This is a genomic window from Pseudomaricurvus albidus, assembly GCF_018863235.1.
Classification (GTDB): Bacteria; Pseudomonadota; Gammaproteobacteria; order Pseudomonadales; family Cellvibrionaceae; genus Pseudomaricurvus; species Pseudomaricurvus albidus.
Genome location: NZ_JAHKRS010000006.1, coordinates 148259 through 167984, shown reverse-complemented (window position 1 = coordinate 167984; position 19726 = coordinate 148259). Strand labels below are relative to the sequence as shown.

The 19726-nt window shown below is 50.5% G+C and carries 17 protein-coding genes; 7 read left to right on the top strand and 10 right to left on the bottom strand.

Annotated features, from left to right (window positions below):
- Nucleotides 1–51: 51 nt before the first annotated feature.
- From cysG to KOI40_RS11775, 6 genes are all read right to left on the bottom strand, one after another.
- The gene (gene cysG, locus KOI40_RS11800) at nt 52–1473 is read right to left on the bottom strand and encodes a siroheme synthase CysG (RefSeq protein WP_216097722.1); all 1422 of its coding nucleotides are present in this window, start codon (nt 1471–1473) and stop codon (nt 52–54) included.
- A gap of 9 nt (nt 1474–1482) precedes the next feature.
- A complete protein-coding gene (gene serS, locus KOI40_RS11795; RefSeq protein WP_216097721.1) occupies nt 1483–2760 on the bottom strand; it encodes a serine--tRNA ligase in 1278 nt (425 codons plus the stop codon).
- Between the two features lie 12 nt (nt 2761–2772).
- Nucleotides 2773–3147 carry a fluoride efflux transporter CrcB gene (gene crcB / locus KOI40_RS11790; protein WP_216097720.1) on the bottom strand — a complete coding sequence of 125 codons (375 nt, stop codon included), beginning with the start codon at nt 3145–3147 and terminating at the stop codon, nt 2773–2775.
- 72 nt (nt 3148–3219) lie between these two features.
- Complete coding sequence (locus KOI40_RS11785; RefSeq protein ID WP_216097719.1) at nt 3220–4557, bottom strand: replication-associated recombination protein A; 1338 nt, start codon at nt 4555–4557, stop codon at nt 3220–3222.
- Nucleotides 4558–4624: 67 nt separating this feature from the next.
- Nucleotides 4625–5245 carry an outer membrane lipoprotein periplasmic chaperone LolA gene (gene lolA / locus KOI40_RS11780; RefSeq protein ID WP_216097718.1) on the bottom strand — a complete coding sequence of 207 codons (621 nt, stop codon included), beginning with the start codon at nt 5243–5245 and terminating at the stop codon, nt 4625–4627.
- A gap of 134 nt (nt 5246–5379) precedes the next feature.
- On the bottom strand, nt 5380–7719 hold the full coding sequence (locus KOI40_RS11775; protein ID WP_304504213.1) for a DNA translocase FtsK: 2340 nt from the start codon (nt 7717–7719) through the stop codon (nt 5380–5382).
- A 347-nt stretch (nt 7720–8066) separates the two neighbouring features.
- On the opposite strand from KOI40_RS11775, the gene trxB reads away from it, so the two are divergent.
- The 4 genes from trxB to infA all read left to right on the top strand — a co-directional run bounded on the left by trxB (nt 8067) and on the right by infA (nt 10881).
- Entirely contained in the window at nt 8067–9014 is a 948-nt protein-coding gene (gene trxB, locus KOI40_RS11770; RefSeq protein WP_216097717.1) for a thioredoxin-disulfide reductase, read from the top strand.
- Nucleotides 9015–9092: 78 nt separating this feature from the next.
- The gene (gene aat, locus KOI40_RS11765) at nt 9093–9830 is read left to right on the top strand and encodes a leucyl/phenylalanyl-tRNA--protein transferase (protein ID WP_216097716.1); all 738 of its coding nucleotides are present in this window, start codon (nt 9093–9095) and stop codon (nt 9828–9830) included.
- A gap of 32 nt (nt 9831–9862) precedes the next feature.
- Complete coding sequence (locus tag KOI40_RS11760) at nt 9863–10570, top strand: arginyltransferase (RefSeq protein WP_216097715.1); 708 nt, start codon at nt 9863–9865, stop codon at nt 10568–10570.
- 92 nt (nt 10571–10662) lie between these two features.
- Nucleotides 10663–10881, top strand: coding sequence for a translation initiation factor IF-1 (infA, locus tag KOI40_RS11755; RefSeq protein WP_085157256.1), 219 nt, complete (start codon nt 10663–10665; stop codon nt 10879–10881).
- 225 nt (nt 10882–11106) lie between these two features.
- Here the strand turns inward: infA and clpA are convergent, their stop codons facing one another.
- Both clpA and clpS read right to left on the bottom strand, forming a co-directional pair.
- A complete protein-coding gene (clpA, locus tag KOI40_RS11750; protein WP_216097714.1) occupies nt 11107–13374 on the bottom strand; it encodes an ATP-dependent Clp protease ATP-binding subunit ClpA in 2268 nt (755 codons plus the stop codon).
- Nucleotides 13375–13467: 93 nt separating this feature from the next.
- Nucleotides 13468–13842: an ATP-dependent Clp protease adapter ClpS gene (clpS, locus tag KOI40_RS11745; RefSeq protein ID WP_216097713.1), complete on the bottom strand. Its 375-nt coding sequence runs from the start codon at nt 13840–13842 to the stop codon at nt 13468–13470.
- A gap of 395 nt (nt 13843–14237) precedes the next feature.
- On the opposite strand from clpS, the gene KOI40_RS11740 reads away from it, so the two are divergent.
- Nucleotides 14238–14510, top strand: a complete 273-nt coding sequence (locus KOI40_RS11740) for a cold-shock protein (RefSeq protein ID WP_216097712.1) — start codon at nt 14238–14240, stop codon at nt 14508–14510.
- Between the two features lie 95 nt (nt 14511–14605).
- On the opposite strand, the gene icd is transcribed toward KOI40_RS11740, so the two are convergent.
- Both icd and KOI40_RS11730 read right to left on the bottom strand, forming a co-directional pair.
- Nucleotides 14606–15859 (bottom strand): NADP-dependent isocitrate dehydrogenase, encoded by a 1254-nt coding sequence (gene icd / locus KOI40_RS11735; RefSeq protein WP_216097711.1) that lies wholly within the window; start codon nt 15857–15859, stop codon nt 14606–14608.
- A gap of 236 nt (nt 15860–16095) precedes the next feature.
- Nucleotides 16096–18330, bottom strand: a complete 2235-nt coding sequence (locus KOI40_RS11730; protein WP_216097710.1) for an NADP-dependent isocitrate dehydrogenase — start codon at nt 18328–18330, stop codon at nt 16096–16098.
- A gap of 149 nt (nt 18331–18479) precedes the next feature.
- Here KOI40_RS11730 and KOI40_RS11725 point away from each other — a divergent pair, with 149 nt between their 5' ends.
- Nucleotides 18480–19160: a pseudouridine synthase gene (locus KOI40_RS11725; protein ID WP_216097709.1), complete on the top strand. Its 681-nt coding sequence runs from the start codon at nt 18480–18482 to the stop codon at nt 19158–19160.
- A gap of 84 nt (nt 19161–19244) precedes the next feature.
- Nucleotides 19245–19712, top strand: a complete 468-nt coding sequence (locus tag KOI40_RS11720; protein ID WP_216097708.1) for an NUDIX hydrolase — start codon at nt 19245–19247, stop codon at nt 19710–19712.
- The last annotated feature ends 14 nt before the right edge of the window (nt 19713–19726 follow it).

The window sequence follows — 19726 nt, the reverse complement described above, 5'->3', positions numbered from 1 at the left end:
ATAACACACAAGCGTTGTTCCAGGAGGTCCGAGCCCTTTATGATATCCAGCTCAGGCAAGCCCCTCCGGAGTCTGGTTAAACCAGGCCAGTTGAAACTGCAATTGAACGACTTCACCCACGATCAGCAAGGTTGGCGCTGAAACCGACTTGCTGGCGACGAGATCCGGTAACGTAGCAAGCGTCCCGGTAATCACTCTCTGTTGTGGTGTAGTTCCCTTTTCAACAATCGCAGCAGGTGTCTGCTCACCTCTTCCGTACTCAATGAGGGAACGACATATTTCAGTCAGACCGGAAAGGCCCATGTAGAACACCAGAGTTTGGTTCGGGGTAGCCAGCTCGGGCCAGTCGAGATTCACCTGGTTACTTTTAAGATGGCCGGTAATAAAGCGTACCGACTGTGAGTGATCCCGATGTGTCAGCGGAATACCCGCGTAACTGGCACACCCAGAGGCGGCAGTAATGCCGGGTACCACCTGAAAAGAGACACCTGAATCAGCCAGTAGCTCGATTTCTTCCCCACCACGACCAAAGATAAACGGATCACCACCCTTTAGACGAAGCACATTGCGTCCTTCCTGAGCGAGATCTACCAGTCTCTGATTAATCTCCACCTGAGGAACAGCGTGATCGGCCTGTTTTTTACCGACGTAAATACGTTCACAATTGGGTGGCAGTAATGCCAGAATTGGATCTGAGACCAGCCGATCATAGAGAACAACATCAGCTTGCTGGATCAGCCGCAGAGCTTTTAGCGTGAGTAATTCAGGATCACCGGGGCCAGCCCCTACCAAAAACACCTCTCCCCAGAGCTGTCCGGACTCGGCTTCTTCGAGATGTTGTTCCATAATCGAGTCGGCACTGGATGATTGCCCATCGTACAGATGCTCAGCAACCATTCCTGACAATACCCTGTCCCAAAGACGCTGACGGACCGATTCAGATGGCAAACGCTGTTTGACGGTTTTACGCCAGTGCTCGGCCCAACTCACAAGTGCACTGATCTTACGCGGGACAAATGCCTCGAGCTGTCGCTTGAGAAACCGGGTTACCGTTGGTGATTTGGCACCACTGTGCAAAGCCAAAACAACAGGAGATCGATCAATAATGGATGGCAGGATCGTGTCACCTAGAGAAGTTCGACTGGCAACATTGCAATGTACACCCAACACTTCGCACTGTTCGGCGATGTGTCGATTGAGTTGCCGATCACTGCTGGCGGCTACCACCAGAAACTGTTCTTTTAGTGGCAGTTCATCAGCAGAAATTGTAGAACGGATCTCGAGAGACAGCTGTTGTGAATAATCCGCTGAGGTAGCCCATTGTTTTAATGAGTCATTAATTTCTGGCGCCATCACATGCACACGTGCCCCGGATTTTAATAACCAGGACACTTTTCGGGAAGCAATATTGCCTCCTCCAATGACAAGACAGGATCGACCGGACAGCTTGAGAAACAGCGGAAAATATTCCATGACTATAACCTAGCCGATTTTCTCAAGCCCTCCCATGTATGGCTTGAGAGCTTCAGGGATCAGCACACTGCCATCAGCTTGCTGGTAGTTTTCCAGCACGGCAATCAGCGTGCGGCCAACAGCCAAGCCAGAACCATTGAGAGTATGCAGCAGTTCGGGCTTGCCGGTTTCCGGGTTCTTGAAACGCGCTTTCATACGGCGCGCCTGGAAGTCACCAAACGTACTGCAGGATGAGATTTCGCGATACTTATCCTGTGAGGGAACCCAAACTTCAATGTCGTAAGTCTTGGCCGCAGAGAAACCCAGATCGCCGCCGCACAAAATAACGGTGCGATAAGGCAACTCCAGAGCCTGTAAAATAGCTTCTGCATGACCGGTCAATTGTTCCAATGCTGCATCGGAATCTTCCGGACGAACAAACTGGACAAGCTCGACCTTTTCAAACTGGTGCTGGCGAATCATCCCACGTGTATCACGTCCGTGGCTGCCAGCTTCTGAACGGAAGCAAGGTGTATGACATACGTAGCGGATAGGCAAGCGATCGGCATCACGCACAATTTCATTGCGCAGAATATTGGTAACAGGCACTTCTGCCGTTGGGATCAGGAAAAAATCCCGCTCGTCATTGAGCTTAAACAGATCGTCTTCGAATTTGGGTAATTGACCTGTGCCATAGAGAGAATCACGGTTCACGACGTAAGGAACATACACCTCTTCGTAACCGTGCTCACCAGTATGGGTGTTGAGCATAAATTGGGTCAATGCACGGTGAAGGCGGGCCACACCGCCCTGCATCACGGCGAAGCGCGAACCCGTAATCTTGGAGGCGGTTTCGAAATCCAAACCGCCAAGAGAAGCTCCCAGGTCAACATGGTCCTTCACTTCAAAATCAAAGGATCGCGGCTCACCCCAACGGCGGATTTCCACATTATCTTCTTCGTCGGCGCCTTCAGGTACTTCAGCAGAAGGCACATTTGGAATACCGCTCAGGATGCTTTCCATTTGAGCCTGAATGGTACTGAGTTGTGATTCTGCTTCCGCCAACTGCTGCTTCAGGTCATCGACTTCTTTCAGCAGAGGTGCAATATCCTCACCTTTCGCTTTTGCCTGGCCGATACCTTTGGAGCGGGCGTTACGCTCCTGCTGCAGGTTTTCAGTTTTCACCTGAATGGCTTTGCGCTCTTCGTCCAGTGAAACTAAAGACGATACGTCCAACGTAAAACCTTTCTTTTTTAAGGCTTGGGCGGTTTCTTCAGGGTTGGTACGTATAAATTTGGGGTCTAGCATAGTTCTAACCAATTAAACGAGTCGTAAAGTACATTCAATGCCCAGGGCGACAGCCAACACACAGGCACAAACACTGATGGCAACATAAATTAAAGCTAACTGACCGTAACCGTTTTGCCAGAGGGTTACAGCGTCAAGTGCGAAGGTGGAAAATGTGGTAAAGGCCCCCAGGAAACCCGTCATCAGCAGGTTTCGCCACTCGGGGGAAATCACCCCTTTTTCGATGATCAGAGCGTAGCAGATTCCCATCAGCAGAGAGCCAACCACATTGGCGGTCAGTGTCCCCAAAGGAAAGCGGTTTGCCATCACGGGAAACATATACGCGGTTACGCTGTACCGCCCTAATGCCCCAATGGCTCCCCCGATCGCAACAGCCAACCAGATCATTACCAGCTCCTAATGCTAATGGCTTACCTGGTTTGGGCAGCCTTTCGTCCGTTTTCTGATGTCCGGTATCGGTTATTCCTGATACCGGTGCCAATCACTGGCTTTGTCACACTCTTCGAGATAGCGCAATTTATCGCTGATCTTCTGTTCCAACCCGCGATCGACGGGCCGATAATAGCGCCTGGGCTCCAGCTCTTGCGGAAAGTAACACTCTCCGGCAGCGTAAGCGCCAGGTTCATCGTGGGCATATCGGTACTCAGCACCATAATCCAGCGATTTCATTAGCTTGGTGGGTGCGTTTCTCAAGTGAATAGGCACATCGTAGCTGGGTTGGGATTTTACATCTGCCATAGCTTCGTTAAAAGCCTTATATACCGCATTGCTTTTTGGGGCTGCAGCCAGATACGTCAGTGCCTGAGCGATAGCAAGCTCTCCTTCCGGGCTGCCGAGCCGCTCCTGGGTTTCCCAGGCGTTGAGACAGATCTGCAGGGCACGAGGATCAGCATTGCCAATATCTTCACTCGCCATTCGAACGACTCTGCGGGCGATGTAGAGCGGATCACAACCGCCGTCGATCATCCTGGCAAACCAGTACAAAGCACCGTCGGCCGATGACCCACGCACCGACTTGTGCAGTGCCGAGATTTGCTCATAGAAAACGTCTCCGCCTTTATCAAAGCGCCGGACGTCATTGGCCAGAATCTCCTGAACCACAGCCTCTGTAATGGTTTTTCGGCCTTCAACTTCATCCGCCAGATCACTGGCAACTTCCAGCAGGTTTAATGCCTTACGACCGTCACCGTCAGCGGCATGAGCCAGAGTGCTGAGTACGTCCTCTTCTATGCTCCAGTTACCGGCACCTAGCCCACGCTCAGTATCGCTTAACGCCTGATGCAGCATCTGCATCAGGTGTTCATGTTCTAGATTCCTTAACACATAGACTCTGGAGCGTGACAACAAGGCATTATTAAGGGAAAAAGACGGATTCTCTGTGGTCGCACCAATAAAGATTACGGTGCCATCTTCAACGAACGGCAGGAAAGCATCCTGCTGAGCCTTGTTAAAACGATGCACCTCATCGACAAAGAGGATGGTTTTCTGACCGGACTGTTGCTGTAACTGCTGAGCTGTCGCCACCGCAGCGCGAATATCCTTGACTCCTGCGAGCACCGCTGAGACGGTTTCAAAGTGGGCGTCACTGATATCGGAAATCATTTTCGCCATGGAGGTTTTGCCCACACCCGGTGGCCCCCACAACACCATTGAGTGCAGCTGCTTGCGGACGATCGCTTCCCGAAGAGGCTTGCCAGGCGCAAATAAATGATCCTGGCCGATGTATTCATCCGGGTGCCTTGGCCGCATGCGTGCAGCGAGTGGCTGGTATATGTCCTGAGAAAATAAATCGGCCATGCTGTCAGTCGCTGGTCAAAACCTCGGTTACAAATAAAAACAATTGCTCTGAAAGTTGCTAAAACGTTCAGTCTTGCATCAGGACATCAGTGCCGCTTGGGGGCTGAAATCGAAATTCACTAACTGGTTTGGCTTTTTCCTGTTTGACCTTAGTAAGATCAAATTCTGTGGTCTGTCCAAAGCTGTCTAAGATCACCATCTGCTTAATCAATTGATCTTCAAACACAATGTCCAGCCGCTGGTATGCTTCACCAGTTGTTTTTGGCCGCAGCACGAAAGAAGAGTCGTTCTCTTCCACCACATAGAATTGCTCTTCGATTTTTTTGAGATCTCCGGAAAATATAATAGCCGGTGTGCGATTCAATTGGTCGGACACAGAGCTGATGGTCACCTGCTCCAGATCCTCATCGTAAAGCCAAATTCGCTGCCCGTCGGTCACGAGAAGTTGTGGAAAAGGCTCCATGGTCTCCCAGCGCAACAAACCGGGCCGCTGCATGAGAAACTCCCCATTTGAACGAGACAGAACCTCACCCTGAGCGTCTTTTTGAACTTGAGTGAAATGACCGCTGAGCGCATTAACCGGAGATAATTGCGCGACGAACGACTCCACCGCAGAGGCTGCCGAAAGCTGTATAGACACCAATACAGCACTGACAGACAAGAGCGCGGATAAAAGCAATTTTTTCATTCAATGAATCCTTGTTAAGCCTCGGTACAGGATTTTGTCACCAGCAAATCAGCATTTGGACAGCCATCCCAACTACAGCCTAAAACGACAATACTGAAGGCTGGCTGAACAGTCTTTAAAGCAATACCGAGATATTATTCAGGACCCGGCGGCGCCAATACTTCACGGTTACCATTGGTACCCATCTCACTGACGACACCAGCTGCTTCCATGGTTTCAATCAATCGTGCGGCGCGGTTGTAACCAACGCGTAATTTACGCTGGACTGAAGAGATCGACGCTTTTCGGGTTTTACAGACGAAAGCTACGGCTTCATCGTACAGCGGGTCGGACTCGTCATCACTGCCCTCTTCGCCCTCTGACGCCAGTCCCGGAACAGGAATACTATTGGTGCTGTCATCAATAACACCATCGAGATAATCCGGCTCGCCGCGGCGCTTCCAGTCTTCAACCACGTTATGAACTTCGTGATCATCCACGAACGCCCCGTGAACCCGGAGCGGGACACTGGTTCCAGGTGGCAAATACAGCATATCCCCGTGCCCAAGTAACTGCTCGGCGCCGCCCTGGTCCAGAATGGTTCTGGAATCGATCTTGGAAGACACCTGAAACGCGATGCGGGTTGGGACGTTTGCCTTGATCAAACCGGTAATAACATCCACGGATGGACGCTGTGTGGCCAGAATCAAATGGATACCGGCAGCACGGGCTTTCTGGGCGATACGGGCAATCAACTGCTCTACTTTTTTACCGACAATCATCATCATGTCGGCAAATTCGTCAATAACAATGACAATGGCAGGCAGAGTTTCCAAGTTTGGAGGGGTTGCCTCTTCTGAGCCGGGCTCAAAATGCTCTTCCGGCTTAAACAGTGGGTCGGGAATAGGCTCCCCGCGCTTGTTCGCCTCTTCGACCTTACGGTTGAAGCCAGCCAGGTTTCGTACTCCCATGGCGGCCATCAATTTATAACGGCGCTCCATTTCCCCCACACTCCAGCGCAAGCCATTTGAAGCATCTTTCATGTCGGTGATAACAGGGGTCAGAAGGTGTGGAATGCCCTCGTAGATCGACAGTTCCAGCATTTTGGGATCCACCAGTATCAGTCGAACCTCCTTAGGTGTCGACTTATACAACAAGCTCAGCAGCATCACGTTAACGCCCACGGATTTACCGGAACCCGTGGTACCGGCAACCAGCAAGTGAGGCATTTTCGCGAGATCTGCGACGATGGGCTCGCCTTCAATGTCGTGACCCAACGCCATGGTTAATGGTGACTTGGAGTTGTCGTATACGTCTGAAGACAGCACCTCACTGAGACGCACCATTTCACGATGTTCGTTAGGGATTTCGATACCCACAACAGATTTGCCGGGGATCACTTCAACCACACGCACGCTGATGACGGCCAGTGATCGAGCCAGATCTTTTGCAAGATTGGTAATACGACTGGCTTTTACGCCTGCAGCTGGCTGCAGTTCAAATCGAGTAACCACAGGACCAGGCAGAACCGAAACCACTTCTGCTTCGACATTGAAGTCTTTTAACTTCAATTCCAGCAAGCGTGACATGCCTTCAAGGGATTCTTTGGAATACCCCTTACCGCTGGATTTATCCGCAGGATCCAAAAGATTAATCGGTGGCAGTTCACCAACCACCTGAGTATCAAACAGGGATTTTTGTTTCTCCTTTTCAATACGTGGGCTGGGTTTGGCTTTTTTGATCGGTTCGGAGATCTTGGGCGGCTTGCGCTCTTTTTGTTTCTCTACCTGACGCTCAACGGCTATTTTTCGTTCTTTCTGTACCTTTTGTACTTTTTGTTTTTCAACACGGTTTTGCTGGTAAGTTCTCCAACGTGAACCAATCTTCTCGATACTATCCAGAGTAAAACGCCCGATACCATCCATTAACGCAAGCCAGGAAAGGTCCGTAAAAACGGTCATGCCAAACAGGAACACCGCCAGCAATAACAAGGTGCCCCCGGTATAGCTGAACGCAGCCTCGACGCCGGAAGCGACGCTGGAACCAAGGATACCGCCATTGGAGAATGGCAAACTCTCAGACTCCAGTCCGTAATACATGGAAGCCAAGGCCGTTGCAGCCAACATCACCAGCACGAAGCCAACGAAACGAAGACCAGCCACAACCGCATCAAATGGGACAGGACGGGCTCGATCCCTGAAGACCAGCCAGGCTCGGTAGGCAATCAACAATGGAAATAGGAATGCCATGTAGCCAAACAAGGAATAAAAAACATCTGCAAGCCAGGCGCCAAACACACCACCCGCATTTTGCAGAGTGTCACCAGTGGCGGTACGGGACCAACCGGGATCTGTAGGCGAATAAGTCACCAGTGCCATTAAAATGTACAGGCACAACGCAACAAGACCAATCAAAGCCCCTTCTTTGAGTACGCGCAGAGGTACCCCCCGATCAGATTCGTTTTTTTGCGTAACGGTATTATTGGAAGATTTCAAACACTCACCCGGTCTTCACTGAATATGGAGTCCTGTCATAGTCAGGCTGATTATGCCGACCATTCTATCATTCTTGCCGCAATTGTCCCCTGATGAGCAGCTTTTTATAATTTTTATGGATATTCGTGCACATCTAGCCCGAATCGTTCGTAAATACACCAAATTTTGACCATTTATTGCCAACGATTTCCCCATTCCAAAGTCCGGGCCATACCCTTGAATAGATATAGCCGCGACCAATGACGTTAATTGCAGTTGGCTACTGGTCGCGACCTCGAGATTTCCCTATCATTAGGCCACTTTTTGATTCATCAATTTTTTCGATTCACCAAATTTGGGATTTCTCCATGAGTGACGCTCAGCACCATCAGATCATCATTCTGGGCTCAGGCCCTGCCGGCTATACCGCCGCTATCTACGCAGCTCGTGCAAACCTTAAACCTGTTGTCATTACCGGCATGCAGCAAGGTGGCCAGCTGACTACCACCACGGAAGTTGAAAACTGGCCGGGTGGTGTCGCTGATCTGCAAGGTCCAGACCTTATGGTTCAGATGCAGCAACACGCAGAACGTTTCGACACTGAAATCATTTTCGATCACATCCATGAGGCCGACCTGTCCCAGCGCCCCTTCACCCTGAAAGGCAGCAACACCTACACCTGTGACGCTCTGGTCATCGCTACCGGAGCCTCAGCACAATATCTGGGTTTGCCTTCTGAAGAAGCTTTTATGGGTAAAGGTGTCAGTGCCTGCGCAACCTGTGACGGATTTTTCTACCGCAACCAGAAAGTTGCGGTTGTGGGTGGCGGCAACACAGCGGTTGAAGAAGCACTCTATCTGTCCAACATTGCATCAGAAGTTACCCTGATTCACCGTCGCGACAAGCTTCGCTCCGAGAAGATCCTGCAGGACAAGATTCTCGAAAAAGCCAAGAACGGTAACGTCAATATCATTTGGGATCACACTCTCGATGAGGTTCTGGGCGATGACTCTGGTGTAACCGGCTTGCGCCTGAAAAGCACCAAAGACGACACCACTCAGGAAATTGATGTTGCGGGCGCCTTCATTGCCATCGGCCACAAACCCAATACGGACATCTTTGCCGGCCAGCTGGACATGAAAGACGGTTACATCATCGTCAAAAGCGGCTTGAATGGCGAAGCCACAAGCACCAGCGTACCGGGTGTCTTCGCTGCTGGCGATGTTGCCGATCACGTCTATCGTCAAGCCATCACTTCCGCGGGTGCTGGCTGTATGGCCGCATTGGACGCTGAGAAGTTCCTGGACGATCAGTAATGTGATCCACAGGTCATGGATAACACTTATCCATGACCTGTTCTGCACCACCCATGCCACCCATTAATCGGCATAAACATGACACAACTTCTATGGCTTGAGCCCGGCTCGACCGACTTCCCTCCTACTTATCTGGCGCTGACAGATCCCAATGGATTACTGGCCGTGGGTGGCGACCTGAGCCCTAACCAGTTATTGGCAGCCTATCAGCGAGGAATCTTCCCCTGGTTCGATGAAACACAGCCAATTCTCTGGTGGAGCCCATCTCCGCGACTGGTGCTAAAACCATCAGAACTTCACGTTTCCAAAAGCATGCGCAAGCTGTTCCGTAAAGCGCCCTTCACCGTGACGACGGATACAGCCTTTGAACAGGTTATTGCCGCCTGCGCAGAGCCACGTGATGGCCAGGACGGCACCTGGATCACCGAGGAAATGCAGGAAGCCTATATCCGCCTGCACCAGCTGGGTTTTGCCCATTCCATAGAGGTTTGGGACGAAAAACGCTTGGTCGGTGGTCTATACGGAGTTGCTCTGGGACGAGTATTCTTTGGCGAGTCCATGTTCAGCCGTGCCAGCAATGCATCAAAATACGGCTTTATTACATTGATTGAGGCTCTTCAAAAGCTGGAATTTGGACTGATTGACTGCCAGGTTCACACCGATCATCTCAGCAGTTTGGGGGCCAAAGAAGTAGACCGCCAGACCTTTGAAAAGTATTTGATAAGCTATATTGAAAGAGGCACAGTTAAAGACGCAGACCACCCCAACAACAAGTCTCTGAAAGCTCGGTGGCCATCCGGGCTACTCAGTGATTGATACGCTAAATCTATCGCCCGGAAGATTATAGTATGAGTGATTTGGCTCACATTAGACTGTTCGCAACCCATCCTCATGGGTGCAGCTATCTGGCGAACGAAGAAGCCACCACAGTTTTTGTCGACCCCAACCAGAAAATCGATGCTCATTTATACAGCACCCTGTCTGAAAGCGGGTTTCGACGCAGCGGCAAGCACCTTTACCGTCCTCACTGCCAAAGCTGCAAAGCCTGTGTGGCTGCCAGAGTCCCTGTTAAAGCTTTCAAACCCGACCGAAAACAACGCAAATGCTGGAATCGCAACGCCGATCTGGCCGTATCCAGCAGTTTGGGTATCAATACTGACGAACACTATGAACTTTACGCCAGATATATTGAAGAGCGGCATGCCGACGGCGACATGTATCCACCTTCCCGGGACCAATACTCAAGCTTCCTGACCCGCGAATGGGGAGTTACTGAATACCTGGAATTCAGGGATCAGGGACGCCTTGTGGCTGTGGCTGTCACTGATTGCATGAAGAACGGTTATTCTGCGGTGTACACCTTTTTCGATCCCACCGAAGAGCGACGAAGCCTGGGTGTCTATGCGGTACTTTGGCAGATTGAACTCACCCGTCGCCTGAATCTTGATAGCGTCTATCTGGGCTATTGGATCAAACACTGCAGTAAAATGAGTTATAAAACCCAATATCGGCCTCTTGAATTGCTTATCGACAACCGCTGGGTGAGGATAAATTAACCCAGCTATTGGCTCTTAGGGTGTTTTCAGGCACAATTCACGCCTGCTCAAATCCGAGCCCAAGTTCTATAAGCAATTGAGGACCTTGCCGAATGGCAAAAGAAGATAATTTTGAAATGGAAGGGGAAGTCATCGACACCCTGCCAAATACCACTTTTCGAGTAAAACTGGAAAACGGCCACGTTGTTACTGCCCACATTTCAGGCAAAATGCGCAAGAACTACATCCGCATCCTGACCGGTGACAAAGTTAAGGTTGAACTTACACCTTACGACCTGAGCAAAGGCCGCATCACCTACCGCGCTCGTTAATACCTCCCTGCCGAATACACAACTCTGTAGCACATTCCTCTGTGGTGAATCTGCCACAAACGCTATTTCGTGTGTATTCGTTGCAGAGCTGCGAAACCAGCCCCATCCAACATTAAACACCTGAAACTTAACAGGTGTGTGGCTACTGCTGTCCGGTGAAAATACACCAGGGGCTGGGGAAAGAGCGATTTTTAAAACCGCCCTTCCTGCCAGCAGTCACAGCTATTACGCCGTGACTTTGACCTTCAACGCCAGCTCGTCATCTTCAAGCACAACATCGACGACGCCACCATTACTGGACAAATCCCCAAACAGCACCTCTTCTGCAAGTGGCTTTTTGAGTTTCTCCTGAATCAGACGGGCCATCGGGCGCGCGCCCATTTTTTCATCATAGCCGTGAACGGCGAGCCATTCACGAGCCTCACTACTGACATTGAGAGTCACTCGCTTGTCATCCAACTGGGACTGCAATTGCACCAGGAATTTATCAACCACTGTTTTGATAACATCCATGGTCAAAGGACCAAATTGAATGATGGAATCCAGGCGGTTGCGGAACTCAGGAGTGAACATTTTCTTAATCACCTCCATCCCGTCCGAACTGTGATCCTGACGCTTGAAGCCAATGGACGCACGACTCATTTCCTCAGCGCCGGCATTGGTGGTCATGATCAAAATAACGTTACGGAAATCCGCTTTACGGCCATTGTTGTCTGTCAGAGTGCCGTGATCCATGACCTGCAACAACAGATTGAACACTTCTGGATGTGCTTTCTCGATCTCATCCAGCAGCACCACACTGTGCGGATGCTTGGTGACAGCATCGGTCAACAGCCCCCCTTGATCAAAGCCTACATACCCCGGAGGCGCACCAATCAGGCGAGATACCGTATGGCGCTCCATATACTCAGACATATCAAAGCGCGTTAACTCAACCCCCAGAGAGGTTGCCAACTGCTTACACAGCTCGGTCTTACCCACACCGGTAGGACCGGCAAACAGGAAAGAACCGATCGGCTTTTCAGCCACGTTCAAGCCTGCACGGGAAAGCTTGATGCAGGTGGACAATGCATCAATAGCTTCATCCTGGCCAAACACTGTCATCTTCAGATCGCTATCGAGATTGCGCAGCTGATCGCGATCGGATGAAGAAACACTTTTCGGAGGAATACGAGCAATCTTGGCAACAACTGCCTCAATATCCTGTACTCCGATGACCTTTTTACGCTTCGATGGTGCCAGCAACTGCTGATAAGCGCCCGCCTCATCGATTACGTCAATGGCCTTATCGGGCATAAAACGATCTGGAATGTAACGCTCTGACAGCTCTGCCGCTGCTTTCAAGGCTGTGTCGGTATAGCGAAGATTGTGGTGTTCTTCAAAACGGCTCTTCAACCCCTTCAGGATCAGATAAGTGTCTTCGACATTGGGCTCATTCACATCCACCTTTTGAAAACGGCGTGACAATGCGCGATCCTTCTCAAAAATGCCACGATATTCCTGGAATGTGGTCGAACCCACACAACGCAGGTCACCCGAGGTCAACAGCGGCTTGAGCAGGTTGGAGGCATCCATCACACCACCTGACGCTGCACCAGCACCGATGATGGTGTGAATTTCGTCGATGAAGAGGATCGCATGATCCTGCTTTCTCAGTTCGGCCAGCAGTCCTTTAAAACGCTTCTCGAAATCACCACGATACTTGGTGCCGGCCAACAATGACCCCAGATCCAGCGAATAGACAACACTGTCTGCCAGCACCTCCGGAACCTCACCATCAACAATGCGTTTCGCCAGACCTTCGGCAATGGCTGTTTTACCAACACCTGATTCACCCACCAGTAACGGGTTATTCTTGCGACGACGTGTCAAAATCTGACACACCCGCTCAACCTCATTTTGGCGCCCTACCAGCGGGTCTATGCGACCCAGCATGGCTTCCTCGTTGAGGTTTGTCGAATAGGACTCCAGCGGACTTTGTGACGGAGAATCACCACCAATGGAGGATTCATCCCCCAAGTCTTGCGGGGTTTCATCGTGGTGCTCGTCGTGCCCCGCGACTTTTGAGATGCCGTGGGTAATGAAGTTGACCACATCGATGCGAGCAACGCTCTGCTGTTTCAGGTAATACACAGCCTGGCTTTCCTGCTCACTGAATATGGCCACCAGTACATTGGCGCCAGTAACCTCTTTTTTGCCGGAAGACTGAACGTGGAATACAGCCCTCTGAAGCACTCGTTGAAACCCCAAAGTGGGCTGGGTTTCCCGCTCGGTGTCATTTTCCGGGATAAGAGGCGTGGTGGAATCGACAAACTCAATAAGATCTTTGCGTAATGCATTAAGGTCTGCCCCGCAGGCTCTGAGAACACTCGCGGCAGAATCATTATCTATTAGGGCCAGCAAGAGGTGCTCAACCGTCATGAACTCGTGACGTTTTGAACGGGCACCTTTAAAGGCAAGATTTAAGGTTACTTCTAAATCTTTGCTCAGCATTGGCTATCACCTCTAAAGCAACTGTGGTTCCTGAAAAAGTCTTGATGATCAATCCTCAACAAAGACGAGTGGCGCATTCTGACTGCCGGAGGATTACTCTTCATCTTCAACCGCCTCTATCTCGCACAATAGCGGATGCTCATTCTCCTTGGCATATTGATTCACCTGGGCCGCTTTAGTTTCAGCAATGTCTCTGGTAAATACGCCGCAGACCGCTTTTCCCTGGGTGTGTACCGTTAACATGACATTCGTTGCCTGCTCACGATTCATCCCAAAAAATATTTCCAGCGTCTCAACAACAAACTCCATAGGAGTATAGTCATCGTTGAGAAGGACCACTTTATACATAGATGGACGTTTCAGTCGTGGCTTGGATTCTTCGACCGCAACCCCTGTGTCATCGGCGTAATGTTCATCATCGTGGCCATCTACACTTAATCTTAGATTATGTTTATCCGGATTACCCATTAAAAGCCTCACTCCGGGCGTTCAAATATGCAACAAACCGGCCGCTTTGCCGGCATTTTGGTTAATTTTTTTACTTGACTTGAATTTTCTTGTTCGATATAAGAGTCGACAGCTTAAGAATGTAAGCCAAAAATTCATTTCGATGTCAGGAAGTATACCGTTATAGATCACGCAGTTATACGTAACATATTTACGTTTTAAGTCTGACTTAAATTAGTAATACCAACTAATTCGTGAAGTAAGTCGAACCACCAAGCGTAGCTGTTACACAATGTGTTTTCAAAGCCGGTATAAGTTAACGACAATACCTCTCACTGCACTCGGTGGGGCTATAACAATAAATGCACTCCTGACAACACTACTGACACCACAGGCTAAAAGGTAAGGAACTCTCTATGCCAACAGGTACAGTTAAGTGGTTCAACAATGCTAAAGGCTATGGTTTCATACTGCCAGAGGATGGAGGGGAAGACTTGTTCGCCCACTACTCATCCATCAATATGGAAGGCTACAAAACCTTGAAAGCGGGCCAAATGGTGACCTTTGATGTCATCGAGGGCGCCAAAGGTCTTCACGCCACCAACATCCAGCTGCCCAGCAAAATGAAGCAGGAATCCTCCGCACCACCACAGCCATTGGCTGTCGGCAACGCAGAGGCTGTTAATTAGCTTACGCAGCAATCTACTCTCTTCCACACCAGCTCTCAGCCTGCGACCTCCAACGGTAACCAATCAGAGGACTCAGGATTGAGAGGGGTTTGGCGCTACATGTGCTTGATCAACTCCTCACCAAATTCGGAGCAGGATTTGAGCTCTGCGTCGTCCATTAAGCGCTCGAAATCGTAAGTAACGGTTTTTGCACCAATCGCCCCCTCCATAGCCTTGATCACCAGATCGGCAGCTTCATTCCAGCCCAAATGTCTCAGCATCATCTCTGCTGACAATATCAGAGACCCCGGGTTCACCTTGTCTTGACCCGCGTATTTGGGCGCAGTGCCGTGCGTCGCTTCAAACACTGCCACCTTGTCCGACAGATTGGCACCTGGTGCGATACCAATACCACCCACCTGTGCAGCTAAAGCATCGGACAAGTAGTCACCATTGAGATTCAGGGTTGCGATTACGCTGTACTCCGCAGGTCTTAGCAAAACCTGTTGCAGCATGGCATCGGCAATCACATCTTTAATGATGATTTCCTTGCCAGTATTGGGGTTTTTCATGGAGCACCAAGGACCACCATCAATAGGTGTGGCACCAAACTCTTCTCGAGCCAGCTCATAGCCCCAGTCACAGAAGGAGCCTTCTGTAAACTTCATGATGTTGCCCTTGTGCACCAGAGTCAGCGATGGCAGATCCTGGTCAATGGTGTATTGAATGGCCTTGCGCACCAAACGCTTGGTGCCCTCTTCTGATACCGGTTTAATGCCAATACCACAGTTTTCGGGAAACCGGATTTTAGTAACACCCATCTCACCCATCAGAAAATCGATGACTTTGATGGCATCATCAGAACCTGCCTTGTATTCGATACCGGCGTAAATATCTTCAGAGTTCTCCCGAAAGATCACCATATTGGTTTTTTCGGGCTCTTTTACTGGCGAGGGCACCCCCGTAAACCAGCGAACCGGTCGCTGACAAACGTATAAATCCATCTCCTGACGCAGTGCAACGTTCAACGAGCGAAATCCTCCTCCCACGGGCGTGGTTAAAGGCCCTTTGATACCGACACTGTACTCCTTGATGGCATCCAGAGTTTCAGCTGGAAACCAGTCGCCCTCGTATTTTTCAGCCGCTTTTTCACCACAAAACACTTCCATCCAGGCAATTTTCTTTGCCCCGCCGTAGGCTTTTTCCACCGCCGCATCAGTCACTTTGATCATAACCGGCGTAATATCAACCCCAATACCATCACCCTCAATATAGGGAATGATGGGGTTATCTGGCACCGTCAGAGAAAAGTCATCCGCAACTGTGATCTTTGAGCCTGTGGATGGGATTTGTATGTGCTGATACGCCATATTAATACTCCAATCAATGTCAGTAGCTTGCGTTCGAATATGTCCCTGCGAGTTGCATTTGCTCCGAGGGGTTTTCTAGATTATAGCTGGCCACGCCGAATAACAAGGTGGCCAAATTGTGGCACAAAACACGACCATCTGAAGGGACATTGAAAGATGATAACCCCATAAACAAAAAAGCCCCGGACTGGCCGGGGCTTTTTCAATAGTAACTTACAGCGTTTGAAACAGACCTATCAGGAAAAGACCTTTTTCAATGCATTGTTGAAAGACTCACTTGGACGCATAGACGCTGAAGCCTTATCGGCGTCCAGACGGTAGTAGCCACCCAGATCGATCGGGTGACCCTGCGCCTGATTCAACTCGTCAACGATGGTCATTTCGTTTGCGGTCAACTCTTGAGCCAGACCCGCGAACGCCTCTTTCAACTCTTTATCGTCATCCTGCTCTGCCAGAGCCTGAGCCCAGTACATAGTCAGGTAGAAGTGGCTGCCACGGTTATCCAACTCTTTCACTTTGCGCGAAGGTGACTTGTTATTGTCCAGGAAACGACCGTTGGCAACGTCCAGAGTATCCGCCAGCACTTTGGCTTTTGGCATATTGAAGGTGTTAGCCAGGTGGGTCAGAGACTCAGACAGCGCCAGGAATTCACCCAGTGAATCCCAACGCAGATGCCCTTCGCTGACAAACTGCTGCACGTGCTTGGGGGCAGAGCCGCCGGCACCAGTTTCAAACAAGCCGCCGCCGTTCATCAGAGGAACAATAGACAGCATTTTCGCACTGGTACCCAGTTCAAGAATCGGGTACAGGTCGGTCAGGTAATCACGCAGTACGTTACCAGTTACAGAGATGGTGTCTTCGCCGCGACGGATACGCTCAAGAGAGAACTTGGTCGCTTCAACGGGAGACATAATGTAAATCTGCAGTTCCTGAGTGTCGTGCTCCTGCAGGTACACTTCGACTTTCTTGATCAGCTCTCTGTCGTGAGCACGCTCACGGTCCAACCAGAAGACGGCCGGGGTTTTGGTGGTTCTTGCACGGTTAACCGCCAGCTTAACCCAATCACGGATTGGCTCGTCCTTAACCTTACACATCCGGAAGATGTCGTTTTTCTCAACATCTTGCTCCAGCAGAACCTGATCATCTTCATCAATGATCATGATGCGGCCACGACCTGGAGACAGGAATGTTTTGTTATGAGAACCGTATTCTTCAGCTTTCTTCGCCATCAGGCCCACGTTCGACACGCTACCCATGGTTGACGGATCGTAAGCACCATTGGCTTTACAGTCTTCGATAACAGCCTGATAGATACCCGCATAACAACGATCAGGAATTACAGCTTTGGTGTCGTGCAGCTGTCCATCCGGACCCCACATCATGCCGGAATCACGAATCATGGCAGGCATGGAGGCGTCGACAATGATGTCGCTAGGCACATGCAGGTTGGTAATGCCCTTATCGGAGTTAACCATGGCCATTTCTGGACGCTTCTTGTAGCAAGCCTGAATATCAGCCTTGATCTCTTCTTGCTTGGAAGGACGCAACTCGACAATTTTTGCGTAAAGATCGCCGATACCGTTGTTTGGATCAACGCCCAAATTGTCCAGAATCTTGCCATGCTTATCAAACACAGGCTTGTAGAACTGCTTCACTGCGTGGCCAAACATGATTGGGTCAGACACTTTCATCATGGTGGCTTTCAGGTGCAATGAAAACAGAACTTCCTGCTGCTTGGCGTCTTCAATTTCACGCTCTAGGAAGTTGTTCAAGGCACGAACATTCATCACAGCTGCATCGATAACCTCGCCCACCAGGACGGGAGTTTTCTTCCGCAGAATGCTGATCTTGCCATCGTCGCCGACGTACTTGATAACCACGTTGCCTTTCTTTTGTACAACCGTGGACTTCTCGCTGCCGTAGAAATCACCGTAGGTCATATGGGCAACATGAGACTTGGAATCAGGAGACCAGACACCCATGCGGTGGCTGTTCTTTTTAGCGTAGGCTTTTACAGATGCTGCAGCGCGGCGATCAGAGTTACCTTCACGCAGAACCGGGTTTACAGCACTGCCCTTAACCTGGTCGTAAAGCTCTTTGATTTTTGCTTGCTTGTTGTCTGCCGGCTCATCGGGATAATTAGGCAAATCATAGCCTTGAGACTGCAGCTCTTTAATGGCAGCCTTCAACTGTGGTACGGAGGCACTGATGTTTGGCAACTTAACGATGTTGGCAGCAGGAGTTTCAGCCAACTGGCCCAGCTCGGCCAGATCATCACTGACGCGCTGCTCTTCAGGGAGATATTCGGAAAGATTTGCCAAGATTCGGCCAGCCAGAGAAATATCCCGGGTTTCCACTTGAATGTCGGCCTTGTTGGCGAAAGCCTGTACGATGGGCAACAGTGAGTAGGTTGCCAAAGCCGGGGCTTCATCGGTCAGCGTGTAAATAATCTTGGGTGTATCTTTAGACATTTTATCTCCCATACGTCTGAATTATCGTACTCATGAGCCATAACCGAATGACTTGTGGCCTGCTCGGCTCCTCATTTTCGCGGCGCATCATACCAAACGCCATCAGATTTAGGTAGTAAAATTACATCACGGATAAGAACCATTACTCTATGAGTCGCATCATTCTTCTTAATAAGCCCTTTCAGGTGCTCAGCCAGTTTCGCGATAGCGATGGCCGCGCCACGCTCAAACGATACCTTCCAGACCATGATGGCTTTTACCCTGCCGGTCGTCTGGACTACGACTCTGAAGGCCTGATGTTACTGACCGATGACGGTCAACTGCAGCATCAGATCAGCAACCCAAAACATAAACAACCCAAAACCTATTGGGCACAGGTTGAAGGCATCCCCAGCGAAGAGTCACTCCTGCAATTCCGGGAGGGACTGACCTTAAAGGATGGCCCCACCCGACCGGCCAAAGTCAGGCCAATCCCTCCACCTCAGGCGCTCTGGGACCGCATCCCACCGATTCGTGAGCGCCAGTCCATCCCTACACAATGGCTGGAAATCACCATTACTGAAGGCCGTAACCGGCAAGTCAGACGCATGACGGCAGCCATAGGGCACCCCACGCTGAGGCTGATTCGCGCGTCAATTGGAATCTGGAAATTGGACGGTTTGCAGCCCGGCGAATACCGGGAAGAAACCGTTAACAGCCCGACACCCACACCCCGGCGGAAGCCAAGCCAGGCTCGCCGCCCGCCTTCAGGAAACCGTCGAACGTCGAGATCGGCTAATCCCCACCCGCAAACGAAAAGCGGCAACAGGAAACCCAAAAACCGCTACTGATGCCCAATACTTTTGTTGTAAAACTACAAGTACGCTGCAATTTGCACCTACACTACCCCCAACGTCAGAAATACGGACCTCAAGATGCCAGACTCAGCCAAACGCCCCCACGCCACTGTTGCCACCATTGTTGAACGCGATGGACGTTACCTTCTGGTAAAAGAGCAGCGTGACGGCAAGATTGTCTACAACCAGCCAGCCGGACATATTGAACATGGTGAATCCGTCATTCAGGCTGCAGTTAGAGAGACCCTGGAAGAAACCGGCTGGAATGTACTCCCCATCCGCTTTGGTGGGCTATCGACCTACCACGCCCCCAACGGCATCAGTTATTTGCGCAGCACCTTGATCGCTGAAGCCCTGGAAGAGGTGCCAGACACCCACCTCGATGAAGGCATTCTGGAAGCAGTATGGCTAGACTATGAAGAAATTCTGATGATCGAAGACCAGTTACGCAGCCCGGTGGTCAAAAAAGTCATAGATGACTACCGGCTTGGCATTTCGTACCCGCTGGATTTGATTACCGAGTTTGCCGCGCCCATCGAATCCTAATCACAACAGCGCCT

Coding starts and splice junctions, on each gene's coding strand:
- cysG (WP_216097722.1), bottom strand. CDS start 1,473: ATGGAATATTTTCCGCTGTTTCTCAAGCTGTCCGGTCGATCCTGTCTT.
- serS (WP_216097721.1), bottom strand. CDS start 2,760: ATGCTAGACCCCAAATTTATACGTACCAACCCTGAAGAAACCGCCCAA.
- crcB (WP_216097720.1), bottom strand. CDS start 3,147: ATGATCTGGTTGGCTGTTGCGATCGGGGGAGCCATTGGGGCATTAGGG.
- KOI40_RS11785 (WP_216097719.1), bottom strand. CDS start 4,557: ATGGCCGATTTATTTTCTCAGGACATATACCAGCCACTCGCTGCACGC.
- lolA (WP_216097718.1), bottom strand. CDS start 5,245: ATGAAAAAATTGCTTTTATCCGCGCTCTTGTCTGTCAGTGCTGTATTG.
- trxB (WP_216097717.1), top strand. CDS start 8,067: ATGAGTGACGCTCAGCACCATCAGATCATCATTCTGGGCTCAGGCCCT.
- aat (WP_216097716.1), top strand. CDS start 9,093: ATGACACAACTTCTATGGCTTGAGCCCGGCTCGACCGACTTCCCTCCT.
- KOI40_RS11760 (WP_216097715.1), top strand. CDS start 9,863: ATGAGTGATTTGGCTCACATTAGACTGTTCGCAACCCATCCTCATGGG.
- infA (WP_085157256.1), top strand. CDS start 10,663: ATGGCAAAAGAAGATAATTTTGAAATGGAAGGGGAAGTCATCGACACC.
- clpA (WP_216097714.1), bottom strand. CDS start 13,374: ATGCTGAGCAAAGATTTAGAAGTAACCTTAAATCTTGCCTTTAAAGGT.
- clpS (WP_216097713.1), bottom strand. CDS start 13,842: ATGGGTAATCCGGATAAACATAATCTAAGATTAAGTGTAGATGGCCAC.
- KOI40_RS11740 (WP_216097712.1), top strand. CDS start 14,238: ATGCCAACAGGTACAGTTAAGTGGTTCAACAATGCTAAAGGCTATGGT.
- icd (WP_216097711.1), bottom strand. CDS start 15,859: ATGGCGTATCAGCACATACAAATCCCATCCACAGGCTCAAAGATCACA.
- KOI40_RS11730 (WP_216097710.1), bottom strand. CDS start 18,330: ATGTCTAAAGATACACCCAAGATTATTTACACGCTGACCGATGAAGCC.
- KOI40_RS11725 (WP_216097709.1), top strand. CDS start 18,480: ATGAGTCGCATCATTCTTCTTAATAAGCCCTTTCAGGTGCTCAGCCAG.
- KOI40_RS11720 (WP_216097708.1), top strand. CDS start 19,245: ATGCCAGACTCAGCCAAACGCCCCCACGCCACTGTTGCCACCATTGTT.